The sequence below is a fragment of the Paenibacillus sp. PAMC21692 genome, assembly GCF_014303795.1.
GTDB lineage: Bacteria > Bacillota > Bacilli > Paenibacillales > Paenibacillaceae > Pristimantibacillus > Pristimantibacillus agaridevorans.
Genome location: NZ_CP060293.1, coordinates 2,641,033 through 2,658,376, shown reverse-complemented (window position 1 = coordinate 2,658,376; position 17,344 = coordinate 2,641,033). Strand labels below are relative to the sequence as shown.

Sequence of the window (17,344 nt, the reverse complement as noted above, 5' to 3'; positions counted from 1 at the left end):
AAAATGATACCTCATGCGGGTACTGGCGTCAATCAAGTTCATAGAATCGTAAAAAATTCGATTCAGGTTACCCGCAAAATCGTCGATACCATTAGTACATCAATAAGTCACTTTTTTATCGAAATATAGATTATAATGCAGTAGATAAGAACTATGCCAAATGGTCAATTATTACTAGATTCAGTCATTAAAGAGGTGAATGATATGGAATCACGCTTCCGACTAAAACTTATTGTTACAATGATCGCTTTTGCAATGAGTATTTCGGTCATACTAGCTGCGATTGATCATAACAGACTTAAAAGTCAAACGATCCAAAACCAGCATGTGCTCATGCAAAAAAGCGAAGAAATGGTTATAACATCTATCGATACGATTGAAAAAGCTTATTACCTATTCGGCGAGCAAATGGATGCCTCCATGAAGGAGGTAACTGCAGAATTAATCCTTCTCTATGAACAACAACCAAATTTCGATCAATGGAGCTTTAATGAACTGAAGAAGGAATACGGATATGACGTCTACATTATCAATAAGGATAACGTCATTACGCACAGCAGCATGGAAACCGATATCGGACTTGATTTCAATTCTTGCTGCCAATCGCTTGCAAAAACATTGGATGCCAGAAGAATTTCCGGACAGTTCTATCCTGACGGCATGGATATCGAACAAGAGACTGGCGTCGTAAAAAAATATAGTTATCAGGGCACGCCAGACGGGCAATTTATCATTCAGCTTGGCAATAATTTGCAAGAAGGCGCTATTTTTCAACAGTTTAATTTTTTCACTGCCATTGATAACCTTACATTAAGAGACCCATTGATCTCCCATATTTACATATTAAACACGGCCGGAAATGCACTGGGATATTCGACGGATTCGTTTAAATTGTCGGAAGAGCATTACAAAGCTTTTAAGCATACCCTTGACACTAAAGAAACGACAGAACGGCCTGGGGAATGGAATGGCAAAAAAGTTTCTTACCGAAACATTTATTATAAATCCAAATACGATACGGGAACGACAACAGAACGAAAAGTGATCCAGGTTATTTACAATGATGAGGATCTGCAAAACTTGCTGGCCGACAATCGCAAAGCTTTTGTTTTCCAGCTTGGAACCGTATTATTCGTTACGATCATTTTGTCGTTATTCATTTCAAAAGCAGTAGCCAGGCCTATGCATCTAGCTTTTCATGATAGCCTTACCGGTCTGAAAAATAGAGCTGCTTTCGACGAAGCCATGATTCGAACACTCTCTTCGCAACAAACGACGACAGCGCTCATTATGATGGATGTTGATAACTTCAAGGAAGTTAACGACAAGCTGGGTCATGACACCGGCGACCAGCTGTTGAAATGCGTGTCTGACGGCATGCAGAAAGCGGCACGCAAGGAGGATATATCGGCACGACTGGGCGGCGACGAATTTATTATGATCTTGCCTGAGACAAGCGCTGCGGATGCTATGCAGATGGCAGAACGGCTTATCGATTCGATTACAGCCTTGACGACTTCCAACAGGGAGCTCTCGGATCAACCTGTAACGATCAGCGTGGGAATCGCAGTTTCCCCCATTCATGGACAAGACGCAGAAACCTTGATCAAACATGCGGACAAAGCACTTTACTCCTCCAAAAAGCGCGGGAAAAATCAATATCAGGTATACAACGCATAGTTGGATAATCGAGTAGGCCCATGCGCAATTGCATGGGCCTTAAGCTTATCCCTTCACCCCCGTAATGGAGCAAACGATTCCTGCTTTTTTGATGTATGGCATCTCCGCCAAACCTACAACGATCCCGGAGGAAGGCGCATGCAGCTTCTCGAGTTCCTCGCCGAATAAGCCGTATATGCTGCCGACATTATCCCCTTCCTCAACAATCTGCAGCAATTCCACTGCCGGGATAAAGAAACCATCTGCGGATGCAAGCAACGAAGCGTCAAAATTGCCATCGCCTTTCAATCTTCGTTTAATAGCAGGCGCAGGCTGAAGCAACCAGGCCTCGGGCGCAAGCAGCATACCCAAATGATGCATCAAACGGTAGGCGCCGTGCCTGTATTGTTCCTGTTCGGCAAGTTTAATTCTGCGGCCTCCGTTCGCCTCCGTATACAGCCACGGGATTCCCCGTTCCGTCGCAGCGCTAACCGTGCGTCCCGGCCCGACCTGCGGATGGGCCCAAATCGTCTCCATGCCGAACGCTTCGGCGGCAGCTCGCGAACGGCGTCCTATCTCCTGCTCCTCATTGGCATAATAGCCCACGAGCACCGGAATGGAAAATTCCATGGCGCCGCTATGAAGATCAAGCAAGAAATCTGCTTTTGCCAAAATATACTGATCCAAGTAATAGGCCAGTCTTTCCGTATAGCTGCCTTCCGGCGAGCCCGGAAACTCCCTCGCCAAATTTTTCCCATCAAGGGGCGTAACGCGCGAAATCCCCTCATAAGCCGGCATATTTACAATAGGAACCATGAGCAGCGTTCCGCGAATATCTTCCGGCTGCACGGAATGAATAAGCTCAATGACAGTACGCACCCCGTCATATTCATCTCCGTGAACGGCAGCAAGAATGAGCAAGGTCGGTCCCTGCTCCTTCCCTTTTACGATCCGCAGCGGAATTTCTCCGGCTCTTTCCCCGCATTCAAAAGTCAACATAACATTCGCGGCTTCCCCCCGCTTTACTGACTCCCAATCGAATAACGCGGCAGGTGTATGTGGAATCGTCATTTTTTAATCTCCTCAGATCAGCTTGAGCGACCGCATGCAGCTTTGGACCTGCTCTTCTTGCGCGGCCGTCAGCCGCGGCGCATAATCAGGCGCAAAATTCCCTTCAAAGCCAAGCGCATTCATGGCATAGCTAAAGCCGCCGAATACGCCCACGCTTACAAAGGTGTTGCGAAGCGTTATAATATCATCCAGACTGCTCGACGCCGCTTCCATATTTTCACTTGCCAAACTTTCATATAAACGTTTATTAATAGCTGTCGTGCATGAAAACATGCCGTCAAGCTGGCTCGTCAATCCATAGCCGTAAGCCGCATCGAATACGTCCAAGCCGCTAAATAAAACCGAGAAGTTCGGAGCATGCTGAAACTTTTCACGCTGCAAAACTCTGGCCAAAGCCAAATCCCCTGTCTTGATCCCTGCAATATTCGGATGTTTCATAAGCTCTATGGCCGTTGCCGCTTCAATCTTCGTCTTCGTAACGCCAGGCAAATCGTACATATAAACCGGAAAAGGAGACATCGACGCGATCCGCTCAAAAAAAGCTCGAACCTCCGTCTGCGTCAACGCAAAGTAAAAAGGCGTAGTCGCTACAACTCCGCATAAAGCCATTTCTTTCAAGCTGTCTATTCTTTCTGCCACTCGTCCGATAGAGTTGTCCATGACACCGACCATAACCGGGCAAGCAGACCGAGCCGCCTTTACCGCATCGGATGCGATCCGCGCCGTCCTTGCATATTCCGAGTTTTTAATTTGCGCTTGCATGCCCATCGAGCCCATTACCAACAGCCCTGCCGCATTCCCATTCAACTGATCCTCAACATGCAAACTTAAGCTCGAAGCAATGACGTTCCCCTGCTCATCAAGAGGCGTCCCAAGCGCTGGATAATAACCTGCCGACAAAATATTTTTCATTTTTCATCCCCCACTCATTCTCAAAATTTATCCTTACAGAGCACGTACCCGCGCTCACATCCGTTCTACACAATACTCTCCGGTATTTCCCCCGCCGTAAATTTCCGCTCCGCCGCTGTCAACGTCTTCCCGTAATCACCGCATAACGGCTGCAAATGTCCTGGAAACAAATCTTTCGCCTGCAGCTCTTTCAATCTGCATATGCTGTCTGCAAGCTCTTCAAACGAAAAATCTTCTGCTTGCTGCACGGCTATTCTTCCATTCGAAAATAGTACGTCCCCGCAAAATAATGCCGCAAGCTGTGGAATATAGATGCTCATATGATCGCGGCTATGTCCGGGCGTCGTAATAAAATGCAGCTCCAAGTCGCCGCAGTACAGTTTTTCGCCATCTTCGATCACGATAGTCGGTACGCAAGACTCGTAACGATAATCAGCCGGATAAATGCCTTGCTCCCGCGCTTTCCCAATCTCAAGCGTATCTTCCCCACCGCTTACCAGCTCCGCCGTCAATCTTGAACAAACGACCTTCGCGCCGAATTGCCGCTGCAATAGGGCAGCCCCACCGGAATGATCCGCATGCGCGTGCGTCAACACAATCCATTCCAGCTGTTCTCCCGAAAATCCATGCTGCGCAAGAATATCCAGCAATTTATGCGTATTTCTTCCGCCCCCGCAATCCACCAATATCCCTTTATCACCGGCTGCTACATAATAAATATTACAGTCATAGTCATCCGACATACGATTGCCAAGCAATCCGCTTCCTACCAAATAAACACGCTCCGTCAGTTGCGCCAACGTGCCGCCTCCCCTTCCGCATCAAGGCGCTAATCGAACCGGCTGTCCGGTTTGGCTGGACAAAATAATAGCTTCCGCCACCCGAACAGCCTCTTTCGCATCCTCCAACAGCAAAATAGGAGAAGGCGTATTATCGCGCACGCATTGGTAGAAATGTTTCATTTCCTCCAAAATATAGCCTGCATAAGAGTCATGAGCTTCATTCCATATATAGGAAGCCCTATGAGTTACGCCGTTGCCGCTCCAAAATACAAGGGATTGATCTGGATCCTGAAAATGAATGATGCCTTCCTCGCCGACAATCTCCATCCGCACATCCATCTCCGCAGGCGCTTGCTTGGAAATAAGCCAATTATTTTCAATCACGCCTATCGTTCCATCTGAAAAGGTAAGCATTGCCCATATTAAATCCGGTCCGTTCCCGGTGCTACTGCTTGATCGGGCAAACACTTCAACAACCTCCGCCCCCGTCATCCAACGCTGCAGATCAATATCATGAATGCCGAGAATATACATTAAATTCGTACGCTCATATAACGAAAAATAACGACTCGGATTGTTCCGCCTCGAATAAATCGAGCGAACTTTGCCAACCTCGCCTTGCTGAACCGCTTGTCTTGCCGCAAGCATTCTAGGATCAAAACGCAGAACATGCCCTACCATAAGCAGCCGATTATTTTGCTTGGCCGTTTCAATCATCCGCTCGGCATCCTGCTCCGTAAGCGCGATTGGCTTTTCGACAAATACATGACAGCCTGCCTGCAAAGCTGCCAAGGTTGGTTCGACATGATGCATTTCGGGTGTAAGCACAATGACCGCATCCAGTTTCTCTGAGTCGATCATTTCCTGCCAACTTGCATAGCAAGTACAACCCCACTCTTGCGCCGTCTCCAACCTTCTTGTTTCGCTCAAATCCGCTGCGGCCACCAACTTTACATTGGGAAGCTGTCGCAAACATTTAAGATGAAATTGCGAAAAACGTCCTAACCCAATCATCCCTACTCGAATATACGCTGCAGCTAGCCGATGCTCATGATTAACCATTGCACCATCCCCTCGCAAATATATAATATGGTATTACCAATTAATATATCATCAGCTCTTTGTTTTAGTCAATTTCATTTCATCATATACGAACCGTCTAGATAAACATTGACCCTGCCAACAGCATACAGTACTATAATTGGTAATACCATAACACAAAAAGAAGGTGCTGTATTATATGATGTCTACAGGCATATGGCATTTCGCGGACTCCTTGCCGGTCGTAGAGCCGCATAACCGCATTACGCTTGGAGAAGGGCATACGCCGCTTATTGCCAGCAGCTCCATAGGTGCCGAGCTGGGTTTGACACAGCTTTATTTTAAGCTGGAATCCCTGAATCCGACCGGTTCTTATAAGGACCGCATCTCTGCAATGGCGCTTTCCTTGGCCAAACAATCCGGTAAAACGGCTTGCATCGGCACCACCTCCGGCAATGCAGGCGCGTCTATCGCCGCCTATGCAGCCAAAGCGGGCATCCCCTACCATGTCTATGTCCAGGAAAATATTATTCCCGCCAAGCTGGAGCAAGTGCTTGTTCATCAAGCGCATGTGTATAAGGTCAAAGGACTCGGCTTTGATCCGGCGATCGGCACCAAAGTATTCGAACAGGTACGGGATAAAGCGATTCGCAATAATTGGGAAGCCGTCATTACCGCATTCGCCTATGCACCGCTTGCCATGGAAGCCGTGCAAACAATCGCATGGGAAATAGCCGATCAGCTTGGCGTGCCCGATGCCGTCTTCGTCCCCGTTGGAGGAGGCGGACTGTTCTCCGGCGTATATAAAGGCTTTCATCGGATTCGCCAACAAAACGAAGCCAGCAAGCTTCCCCGCATGGGCGCCTGCCAATCAGCAGGCTGCAGCAATTTAGTAAGGGGCTGGCAGCAAGGTTTGGGACAGCCTGCTTCCGGAGCCTCGACATCTATGATTTCGGGCATTCAAGTGTCCAATCCGCCCGATGCAGACATTGCCTTCGAAGCGCTGGACGGCAGCCAGGGCGTCGGCTCCATCGTTGCCGATGAAGAAACATGGAAGTGGCAGCGCGAACTGGCAAGACGGGAAGGCATCTACTGCGAACCTGCCGGAGCCATTTCGCTTGCCGGTCTCGTTCAGGCTGTGGAAACAGGCCAAATTAACCGCACCGACAAAATTGTGTGCATCATTAGCGGCGCAGGTTATAAGGATTTGGAGCAGCAGCGACTAATGGTTCAAGAAGCAGCAACCAATATCCCTCTGTACGACGCCGACCAATTGTAGAGCCTTATTCTACTCGCAATTAATCGACATTCTCGAATTGTTGGCTATAATGATAGTGTAGAGGAGGTTCCGCGAATTGAAACAACCCATTTCAAATGAAATCAAATCATTAAGCTGGATCGTAAGCGACCGCATTAAACAATATATGATGGATCAGCAGTTGAAGCCTGGCGACCGCCTGCCCCCGGAGCGCGCGCTGTCCGAAGCTTTGGCAGTAAGTCGGCCTGTTGTCAGAGAAGCGCTCAGCCATTTGGAAACACTCGGACTAATCGAAAAGCATCAAGGACGAGGATTATTTGTCAAAGAACAAAATTTGTCTCGTCTGTTTCAAGAAATGTTGCCTCCCTCCAATCATGACAAGCAAACCTTTAAACAGTTGGTTGAATTTCGTTTTATGATTGAACAAGCCGCGCTGAGCCATATTATGAACAATATTCAGGCGGAGCAGCTTCAGCCTTTGTACAAAATCATAGAGCAATCCGAAAACGATATAAGCGATTCCGAGTTTATAAAGCTGGATCATGAATTGCATCGCCGACTGATCCTGCTTTCATCCAATCCGTATCTAGTTGAGTTGACCACTGTCATTGACAATTTTTTTGCGTTCATCGAACAACCGGTTCGTGACAAGACGCTTTCTATGGAAGAACGCAAGCAGTCCATTAGACAACATCGTCAATTGCTTGATTTCATAGGGCAAGGACAAAAAGGCAGTGCGATTGAGCTGCTTGAGGAACATCTGTTGCCCATCTACTCTGACTTCTAACATTGGAACTGGAGAAGATTTAACCATTTTATGTTGAAAGGAGTAGGCGGAGTTATGTCACTTGAACCTATAGTACGCACAAGTCTAAAAGAACAAGCGATTGCCAAAATCCGCGAATTTATTACGGATGGCAGCTTTCGTGCCGGACATCGCTTCTACAGCGAGAAAGAACTGATAGAGCGACTGGAAATGAGCCGAACGGTTATACGAGAAGCGCTTAAGTCGCTGGAAACAATCGGACTTCTCCTTATTAAGCCAGGCGACGGCATCTATGTATCGGAAGCTTCGATTAGCCATATTGTAAATCAAGTTTCCTTCGGCTGGACGCAAAATCCGGAGCGCATGCGAGAGCTGCTCGAGACGAGAGTCATGCTGGAGAAAGCCGCGCTGGAACTGATAATCTCTCGGTCACAGCCTATCGCATTAGACACGTTAGAACGCATTAATGCGCAAATGGCCGCCGCAATCGAAAATGGCGAATCCATCATCGAACTGGATATCGCTTTCCACCGTTCGCTCTTTCAGTTGACCGGCAACGCCACCTTTCAGGAATTGAGCGAGGTTATAAGCGCGTTTTTTCACGATTGGCGCGATCAGCTTCTGGATAAAGAGTCCGGCTATATTACACTTCGCGACCATGAGGAAATTACGCAAGCGATTGCAAAAAAAAATACGGCTGCAGCAAAAACTTGGCTAGAACATCATTTATCCGTCTGGAACCGGCTGTTTGAACGATAAAAGCTGTCCCTGGAAAGTTAAGCTTACCTTTCAGAGACAGCTTCTGCTTATGGCTGCATGATAAAAATCGGATTTTCCTGCAATTGCGAATAATAATCAAAATAGTGCCACTTGCGTACCTTCACTTTATCTCCCAATAATCCGAATATTCCTTTGCCGTTCCACCAGTCGTTGAAGATATACACGCCGTCGGCACCTGCTTCATACACATCGTAAGTCCGCTTTTGGTATTGGGTTTGACTAAGCGTTCTCTTCGTATTCACATGCGTGCCGCCGTTTCGGATCATTGCTTCCTGCTCCTTGGTTAGGTCCGTTCCCGACAGATCGGAGACAATTCCTGCATAAATCTTAACATTCGATCCTGCCGCCATACTGACAAAGGGCGAAATGTCGAAGAAATCCTCATAGGAGAGGTTCGTTGGGATCAGCGTATCGATCAAGTCCTGATCGATCCAGGCTTGCGGATCCAATCCATACCCTTCGTAATTCCAATAAGGGATTCGCACGCTGATCGTTTTCCCCGGCAATGCCGCTCTGATTTCACTCAGCATTTGTGTAATGATCGCTTTCCGGCTGGCGACATCGGTTAATTCGTAGGCGAATAAATACGGATACCTGCCAAAATCGAGATTCACCCCATCCACATGGGGGATCGCAGCTGTTTCCATTAAGATATTCTTGATATAATTTCTAAAATCTGCGTTATTATAGCTTAATCGGAAAGTCGGATTACCATTGGCATCCAACTGTCTCGCATCATAGGGTGTCCCAATATAATCGTTATAAAGTTGACCGTTAAGCGCAGGGAACGAAGTTAAGGTGTAAAAGGCATTCATCCTTAGAGATACGCTAAAATCGATTCCGATGTCATTAGCGCGTTCTGCCAATACTTCCGGGGCCCATTTGCCGCTTTCATCATAAATGTTAAGAATGTTGGCTTTTCCATAAAGATCGATTTCCCTAAGCGTCGGGTCATCTTCGGTAAACGAGTCAAATGGCGCACCCGCATATTGACTATCATAATTCAATTGCATCGTTGTCCCCAGCGCCCAATCGACACCTCCCGCATCTTGTCCATCGAATATATTAATGGCCATGTTCTCAATGGATTCAACATTATGATATTTCAGAGATGTAAAATGGGTATAACCATCGTTGTTGTAGATTGCCCGCTTGCCCAGACTCCCTTCATCAGCCATCGTATACTCTGCAATATCAGCAGTCGTTAGCCCGCGTAACTTTACATAAGCAATTCTTGCCTTCTTGTTGGCTGACGGGATGATGCTGAATGTTCTTCCATTAAAGTTAGCTGCCATAACAAACTCTTCTCTGATCGTTTGTTCGCTGTATAATGGGGCTGCTCCGCTAGGGCTTATCTCTATCGTATGCGTGATGCTCCCATCCGTAACGTCAAATTGTTCCGTACCTGCAACATAACCGATATATACGCCGAACCAGCCGTATAGATCTACGGGCAGTCTCAAGGTTTGTGCGCTTGCCGTACTTTCAATCAGGCTGTACACATTGCCTGCGACACTTTCATCGGATCCCTTGTACTTGTAATCGGCCACCTGCCATCCCGCAGCTGTCGCAATTTGATTGCTGCCGTTTATCATTTGATCGACTGCCGTATATAATGCAACCGCACCTGGAGAGGAAGTGACCGAATCATTAGGATTGACTGCCGTGACAGCGGGGAATAACTCGATCTCTTTAATCACCTTATCGACTGATAGATTGTTATTCAATAGCTCGACAACGAGCTGCCGTACGCCTGTACCTCCTCCACCGTTTACGTCTAAGCTGACAGTAGCGGCATCCAAAGCATGAGTACTGCTAGAGAGCAGCTGAGTGCCGCTATAAATACTTGCTTTAACCTGTATGTCGGGATTCGTAAACCAAGTCGGATCTGCACCGCTTATATTTACAAGAATAGGAACGGAGCTTGAACTGGCTTCCGGCATAACCGTTACCCCTGACAGGTTGGGATAGTAATTAATCCACTCCGGTACTTTATTCAGCGTAAACTTGATTTGATCGAAATATACCTCGTTGGTTCCTGTCGTATAGATATCATTGGCGAGATTAATAATGGATATATTGTCGCCGGTCGTCGCTGCTATTCCGGAATTATTCGACTGGGCAAGAAGGTTATCGTCGAGACCAAGATAGAGTCCACCGTCGCCATCATAGACGATTTCCCACTTGTGGAATGCATTGTCAGCCGGAACGTATACTTCCCTCTCCTGGAACGCATTTGATCCATTGGTAATCAATAATACTCGGATCGTTCCTTTGACGGGATCGTAATTGTTCATAGAAACGATGTATCTTTTGTTATTGGCGTAAATATTAAAGGAGAGTCCCTTCCATAAATAGTAGTTCGTCGCCTTGGCGAGATCGATAATCCTGGCATCGAACTGCAGAGTCCATGCGCTAGATCCGATCGATAGGTTGCGCTTCATACTGCTATAATAACCGCTGGTTGAAGTGCCGTCGGCATATGCCAAATATTGTCCGGCCGGAACGGGCTTTAGCGAAACTCCATTCGGATTGCCCAATGAGTTCGGATCGTCATCAATCATGTAAACGCCCGTTCTTGGCGACGTGTTCGCAACCCAGCCTGCAGCGCTGAGACTGGAAGCATCGTCATCAAGAAGTGTATTTAACGTCGGGCTCGAATCATGCAGCTTAGGCTTGAAATTGCGCAGCAGCCGGATCCTGTCGACATACACCTCGGTTGTGCCTGACAGCAAGTTGTTCGTATCGGCAAACAATTTCATGCTATCAGCAACGGCTGCAGTCAGTTCTGTATAGGTGAATTTCGCGACAATTGTGCCATCAAGATCGACAGTGATGGCATTCGTTCCGTTGAAGGCGATCCCCCATTGATGGAATCCTCCACTGGAGGGGAGAGCAACCTGCTTCATTTCGTACGTATTCCCGGGCTTCAACAAGTAAATGTTCATATTTCCATTCGAATCTATACTGTTGAAAGAGAGTCTGTAACGCTTGGAATTAGCTGCGATGTCTATCGAGAACCCTCTCCAAGCCTGATAGGCGGATGGGGTTGGCAAATCGGCAAACCGCGCTTCCAATTGCGCATACCAAGCTCCTGACCCGATATGGATATTGTTGTTAATAACGCTATATTGACTATCCTGTGCGCTGTAGAATAAATATTTACCCGAAGAAACAGGCAGCATCTGGATCTGGTTAGGATTGCCCAATGAGTTCGGATGATCGGTAATATAACTATCGCTTACAGGGTCGATAGGTCTTGTCCAGCTCGATTGACTGAGATTGTCGCCATCGTCGTCAATAGCAGCGTAAACCCACTCCGGCACATTCGTTATGTCCAGCTTGACCAAATCAAGGTAAACCTTGTTCGTGCCTGACTGTAGATTACCGGCATTGTTATGCAATACAATCCGATCTGTTGCAGAATCCGGTACATGGACGCCAGACACCCGCATGACTACGGTGCCGTCAAGATTTACTGTCAAGGTGGTGCCTCCATCATATCCGATGCCCCATTTATGAACTTTGCCGTCTGGCGGCAAGGTTAACTGCTTCTCTTCAACCGTCCCGCTATTGTCCTTTAGCACGACGATCTTCAAATTGCCGTTCGCATCCATACTATTGAAAGTCACCTTGTACTTCTTCATATTAGCGATAACATCGACAGATATTCCATTGGAAATTGAATCCGCCGAGGGCGTAATCAAATCAACGATGTTCGCATCCAGCTCCAAGAACCATGGTCCTGTGCCAATCGTCAGCGGACTCTTGGTCAGCGAGCTTGCTGTCCCCGCTGATGATGCATAGAATAAGTATTGACCTTGCGGGACAGCCAGCAGGGATGCTTGGTTCGGGTTCCCTAATGAATTGGAGAAATCCGAGATATAATTCCCATTCACAGGATCGCCTGACCTCACCCAACCGTTATCCAGCAACCGCTCTGTGAAGTCGGTCAACACATTCTCCGAATTTTCTGCCAAATAAGCATCCGACTTTACCTTCACCCACTCCGGCATCGAGTTTATCGTCAACGTAATGGAATCCATATACACTTCGGTCGTGCCGGATAAACGATTCTGTGCGGCGTTGGTTAACGTAATTCCATCGCTTTGCGTCGTACTGATGCCCATCCCGCCAAACTCCGCCACCTTCACGCCATCGAGATCGACATATATATTTTCACCACCGTCATAAGAGATGCTCCAGGAGTGAAATTGATCGTCCGTAGGCATGTCCACCCGTGCTTGACTGTAAGAACCGCTGCCGCTGTCTTTGATTGCCGTAATGATGTCACGATTATTGAAAATCAGCTTATACAATTTCTGATTGGCCACAACTTCGACGAGCAACCCTGTGTCTGCACCATTCGTTGTCGCCTGCATTAAATCAGCAATTCTCGCTCTCAGTTGCAAAGTCCATGAACCGTTGCCAATTGCTGAATTCAAGCTCATTGAAACGGGAGTAGAGGAAGCTGCTGTTTGATCGCTATAAAACAGATACTGTCCTTTGGACACCGACTTTAACGCTACTGCATTCGGATTGCCTTGAGAATGAGCGTTATCAATAATATATTGCCCTTGCAGCGGAACAGACGCTGTCCACCCTGCTGATGTGAAGCTAGCCGCATTGTCTTGGACAACCTCTTCACTGGAATGCAGATTCCCGCCTTTCACAAATTTGTAATTGTATAGATATACCTCATTCGTCCCGGATTGAATACCTGTCGTGCTATTGTATAACATCACTTTATCATCAAATCCGCTCGTTACATTCACACTCGATGATCTTGCGACCACTTTGCCGTCCAGACTGACCGTCAACGTTGTTCCGCCATCATAGGAAATCCCCCACTTATGAATGTCGGCGAAATCACCAAGCTTAATTTCAGTCTCGTCATAGGCACTGGAGCTGTTCTTCATAATCAACACTTTGAAAGTGGAATCCATTTCACCAGTTTTGCTGTTAAACGTGACTCGGTATCGTTTGTGGTTGGCAATCGTATCGATTGCAAAACCATTCCAAGCGGGATTCTCCGACGGTGTAATCAAATCCGCGATCCGCGCTTCGAATTCAATCGTCCAGCTACCCGCACCGATCGAAATCTCCTTAGTAATCGTGTCAGACATAAGATTCTCTGAGCTATAGAACAAATATTGTCCGCGCATAACTTGCTTCATCGAAATCTGGGATGGATTGCCTAATGAATTCGGTGAATCCGTAATATAAGTGCCGGCTCTAGGCGCATTCTGCCTAACCCAGCCCGCCTCGGATAAGCTGTGTGCATCGTCATCGATAAGAACGCTTTCGTTGGCATATGCCAAGGAACCCGACAGCAGCATGAAAAGCAAGGTCGCGGTAAATACAGTTGCAACCATCAGCCATTTACTTGCAACTTTCATACAATATCATCCTTTCTCTAGCAAAGGTACGATACAATTTCCTATTTACCTGCTCAGCATCTCCGAAGCTTCTAAGCTTCATAATGGACGGTTACTTCCGTCACGCGCGGACTATTGCCACCATTTATTGCGCCAAGTGCCAGGCGGTATTGAATCCATTGACCAACCTGCAGGGCATCCGTCGCTTTCTGACCATTATCGAACCAGCTATCTTCCATTCCATTCGGACCTTGCCAATTAGCCTGTACCAGTCCGCCTCTACTTGTCGCAGTCCGGATTTGAGCCTTCACCCAAGTCTTCGGCTGCAGCTCGGCTATCCAAGAAATTCGCGACACTTTATCTCCGTGAGGGAGTTCGAATTCACTGGATACATAAAATTCTTCCGGACGACGATCCATGATATTACCCGGATCTACGGACATCATGCCATGCGGACCCATTGTAGGCAGCTTAGTCATCCGTTCTTGAGAGAATCCATCAGGACCATTCCACATGACATAGGAATATCCGCAGTGATTCCCATTCGTCTTGTGGTTAGCTATAGCCAAGTCGACCCAACCGTCTTCATTGAAATCAATCGCCATTGATCCGCAAGATGAATGAGTAAATATCGTCGAACGGTGATCCGCGGAATAGACGCCTCCCGGTTGTCCCCAGTAGATATAGGCATCAATGTCCCGTTCGCGTCCAGAATTATAGGATGTAACGAAGATATCCAGAATGCCGTCACGATTGAAATCGGCTATCGTAATCGAATTTGCCGTATGTGCCGGGAGCTGTGTTCGTCTATCCTCACGGAATCCTTTTGGTCCGCCCCAGTAAATATATACATAGGATTCATTCGCAACCTTTTTACCCATCGATAGATATCCGCCGACAATTAGATCAAGCCAACCATTCCCGTTTAAATCCGCTGCTTGAGCGCATATACCGCCATCACAATTCAATACGGTCGAACGGTTCATGGAGAATCCTTCCGGACCGCCCCATAATATATAACTCGGTCCAAAAACCTGTGATACATATAAATCCAACCAACCGTCATTGTCGAAGTCCGCAGTAAACAACCAGCGCGGCTCCCGATAAGCACGACCTGCCAGCATCTCGTACGAATACAATTTTTTCTCCGGATTGAATATCTTCATATCGGGATCCATCATGATTTTCTGCGGATGATCCACGTCGAATCCTTCGGGTCCGCCCTTGAAGATCAACAGCTCCGGATTACTCGCTCCAGCAACCACGATGTCCAAGTATCCGCTGTGGCGGAAGTCGCCGACGGCACATCCATGCGCTCTTACAGTAGGCAGCACCAACTTGTTATCGGGATCGAATCCATTCACTCCATTCCAATAGAGATAAGATCCCGGATCAAGGTGGGGAGCGTTCTCTGAACAATTGGCAAGGAACACATCGCCCCAACCATCGTCATTGAAATCGCAGCAGATGGAATCAACCGCCGCCCATCCCGGGAACTCGATCCGCCTATCTTCATTAAAGCCATCGGCCCCCCCTAAATAGGCGTATGCGGGCACGTCTCCCCTAACTCGTCCAGAGACATGATTAATAAAAATCACTTGAGGGGAAGGAGAATCCATCGTTGTACCGATCAATGCTGTTGTGGCATCATGCGTTACAAAACGAATGAGCTCCGCTGTTGCGTCATGATGCGCAATTTTAACAATGATCGACTCGGTTGTATTCATAACATCTGTTCTTCCTTGACAGATCACAATTTCCAACTGTCCATCTCCATCAAGATCATGCATGACCGCGTCACGCGCGCTTTGGGTTTGAATCTCCATTCGTTCCCTGTTGGAGTACCCCGAAGGATGGCCCCAATAAATCCATGAGGACTCGCTTCGATCCCGACCCTTACAAACGACGAGAACAATATCCTCATAACCATTCCCGTTTACGTCGCCGACTGCAGCAGAGATAACCGATTCGCAATTCAAGATAAGAGGTTCAGCTACTTTTCGACTTGTTGATAGAGGATAGAAATAAGCTGCATCATTCTCTTGACGGAAAAGGTGGATACGTCCTCCAATTTCAATGATTTTCGGCACCCAACCTTCAACAAATACAAGCCATCCTGCCGTCGTACCCGCTAAATCCTGGGCAGCCTCATCGCTCCCGCCAATTTGCGTGCAGCCCTCTTGCCGTAGTCCTTCAGGACTTCCCCACAGCACCAGGGGATTCCCGCCTTTGACACGTACGAATAAATCGCAATAGCCATCCTGATCAATATCCCCGGCAGCCATATGCGTTACTTCAAGCTCTAGCGTTACACTATTTGATGGCCGGAAACCCGCTGCGGTTTGGTAATAGACGACTAACTTGCCATTGCTGCTGAATGCGATATCCCGATAACCATCGCCATTGAAATCACCAATCGCCACGGCTCTGCAATTCGGAACAGGAAGCTCAACCTTGTAACGCTCCGACAAACCGCCGGGTGAACCGTAGTAAATATAAGCCGTCAGATCCGAGTGGGTTCCGTTGTTCTGGTTAACAATGACTAAATCATCATATCCATCGCCATTCAAATCACCGATTGCGCCATAATAAGCCCCTGCCGAGGGTAGTTCGATTCGTCTTGCAGAATGCAAGGGATCTACGTAGACATCAATAGCTGGACGTTCGCCCATATCATGACTATTGACATACATAATATCGGTATAGCCATCTTGATTGAGGTCGAAACGGAAAATCCGTTGCAGAACCCCATTCCGAGAAACATATAGATTTTGTCCGCCGTTACCGAAAGTTCCGTCTGCGAAGGCGGCATAGCCGCTTTCACGCCAAGCTTTACTCAAGTCAACCCCTCCATAATCCTGCTTAATGACTACCCTTTGACCGCACCAACAGTCAGCCCTTGGACAAAATACTTCTGGAAGGATATAAAGATAAGGACAACGGGCAGCGACGTTACAACCGCACCTGCCATGATCAGCCCCCAATCAACTGCTTCCGCATCAATTAAGGTGGCAACGCCTAACGGCAACGTCATCATTTCTGTATTCTTAATGATCAATAGCTGCCAGATATAATCATTCCAGCTCTGCACGAAAGTAAAGATAGCAATTGCAGCGAGTCCAGGCGTCGATAAGGGCAGCATAATACGATAATAAATGCCGGGCTCGCTGCACCCGTCCATTTTTGCCGACTCAAGAACTTCCTGAGGGACGGTTTTCATAAACTGCCTTAATAAAAAGATCATGTAAGGCGCCGCGATCGCAGGGACAATCAATCCAAGATACGTGTTTATTAAATTCAGTTCGATTGCAATCTTAAATTGCGGGATCAGGAGCGCAGCTCCTGGGATCGTCATCGAGCCGACAAATATTGAAAATATAAACTTGCCTGCGCGAAAGTTAATCTTCGCCAAAGAATAAGCAGCCATAGAAGTAATAAAAACGACTGCAAGAGTGGTACACGCGCTTACAAATACACTATTTAAAAACCATTTAGCCGCATTCGTATCCAGAAGCTTAATATAGTTATTTAATGTCGGATGATGCGGATAAAATTGGGGCGGAATCTGAAAAGCAATCGACATTTCCTTAAATGAAGACGAAATCATCCAATAAAACGGGAACAAAAACAAAGCAGCAACAATAACGAGCAACAGCTTCAACAAAACGACGATCAGGTTGGACTTGTTCATACGATT

At 47.2% G+C, this 17,344-nt stretch carries 11 protein-coding genes; 4 read left to right on the top strand and 7 right to left on the bottom strand.

Annotation, left to right across the window (positions count from 1 at the left end):
* Positions 1-153: 153 nt before the first annotated feature.
* On the top strand, positions 154-1,680 hold the full coding sequence (locus tag H7F31_RS10480; RefSeq protein ID WP_187104114.1) for a GGDEF domain-containing protein: 1,527 nt from the start codon (positions 154-156) through the stop codon (positions 1,678-1,680).
* Between the two features lie 45 nt (positions 1,681-1,725).
* Here H7F31_RS10480 and H7F31_RS10475 read toward each other — a convergent pair whose 3' ends face one another.
* The 4 genes from H7F31_RS10475 to H7F31_RS10460 all read right to left on the bottom strand — a co-directional run bounded on the left by H7F31_RS10475 (position 1,726) and on the right by H7F31_RS10460 (position 5,486).
* Positions 1,726-2,730 carry a succinylglutamate desuccinylase/aspartoacylase family protein gene (locus tag H7F31_RS10475; RefSeq protein ID WP_187104113.1) on the bottom strand — a complete coding sequence of 335 codons (1,005 nt, stop codon included), beginning with the start codon at positions 2,728-2,730 and terminating at the stop codon, positions 1,726-1,728.
* Positions 2,731-2,742: 12 nt separating this feature from the next.
* Positions 2,743-3,642: a dihydrodipicolinate synthase family protein gene (locus H7F31_RS10470; RefSeq protein WP_187104112.1), complete on the bottom strand. Its 900-nt coding sequence runs from the start codon at positions 3,640-3,642 to the stop codon at positions 2,743-2,745.
* Positions 3,643-3,707: 65 nt separating this feature from the next.
* The gene (locus H7F31_RS10465; RefSeq protein ID WP_187104111.1) at positions 3,708-4,442 is read right to left on the bottom strand and encodes an MBL fold metallo-hydrolase; all 735 of its coding nucleotides are present in this window, start codon (positions 4,440-4,442) and stop codon (positions 3,708-3,710) included.
* 21 nt (positions 4,443-4,463) lie between these two features.
* A complete protein-coding gene (locus tag H7F31_RS10460; protein ID WP_187104110.1) occupies positions 4,464-5,486 on the bottom strand; it encodes a Gfo/Idh/MocA family protein in 1,023 nt (340 codons plus the stop codon).
* Positions 5,487-5,664: 178 nt separating this feature from the next.
* On the opposite strand from H7F31_RS10460, the gene H7F31_RS10455 reads away from it, so the two are divergent.
* The 3 genes from H7F31_RS10455 (at position 5,665) to H7F31_RS10445 (ending at position 8,248) form a co-directional block, all read left to right on the top strand.
* A complete protein-coding gene (locus tag H7F31_RS10455; protein WP_187104109.1) occupies positions 5,665-6,744 on the top strand; it encodes a threonine synthase in 1,080 nt (359 codons plus the stop codon).
* A gap of 76 nt (positions 6,745-6,820) precedes the next feature.
* Positions 6,821-7,510, top strand: a complete 690-nt coding sequence (locus tag H7F31_RS10450) for a FadR/GntR family transcriptional regulator (RefSeq protein ID WP_187104108.1) — start codon at positions 6,821-6,823, stop codon at positions 7,508-7,510.
* A gap of 54 nt (positions 7,511-7,564) precedes the next feature.
* Positions 7,565-8,248, top strand: a complete 684-nt coding sequence (locus tag H7F31_RS10445) for a FadR/GntR family transcriptional regulator (RefSeq protein WP_187104107.1) — start codon at positions 7,565-7,567, stop codon at positions 8,246-8,248.
* A 47-nt stretch (positions 8,249-8,295) separates the two neighbouring features.
* Here H7F31_RS10445 and H7F31_RS10440 read toward each other — a convergent pair whose 3' ends face one another.
* The 3 genes from H7F31_RS10440 to H7F31_RS10430 form a co-directional block, all read right to left on the bottom strand.
* Complete coding sequence (locus H7F31_RS10440; RefSeq protein WP_187104106.1) at positions 8,296-13,668, bottom strand: glycoside hydrolase family protein; 5,373 nt, start codon at positions 13,666-13,668, stop codon at positions 8,296-8,298.
* Positions 13,669-13,739: 71 nt separating this feature from the next.
* A complete protein-coding gene (locus H7F31_RS10435) occupies positions 13,740-16,631 on the bottom strand; it encodes an FG-GAP repeat domain-containing protein (RefSeq protein ID WP_187104105.1) in 2,892 nt (963 codons plus the stop codon).
* Positions 16,517-17,338 (bottom strand): carbohydrate ABC transporter permease, encoded by an 822-nt coding sequence (locus H7F31_RS10430; protein WP_187104104.1) that lies wholly within the window; start codon positions 17,336-17,338, stop codon positions 16,517-16,519. The genes H7F31_RS10435 and H7F31_RS10430 overlap by 115 nt, the downstream gene beginning before the upstream one ends.
* Positions 17,339-17,344 lie beyond the last annotated feature (6 nt).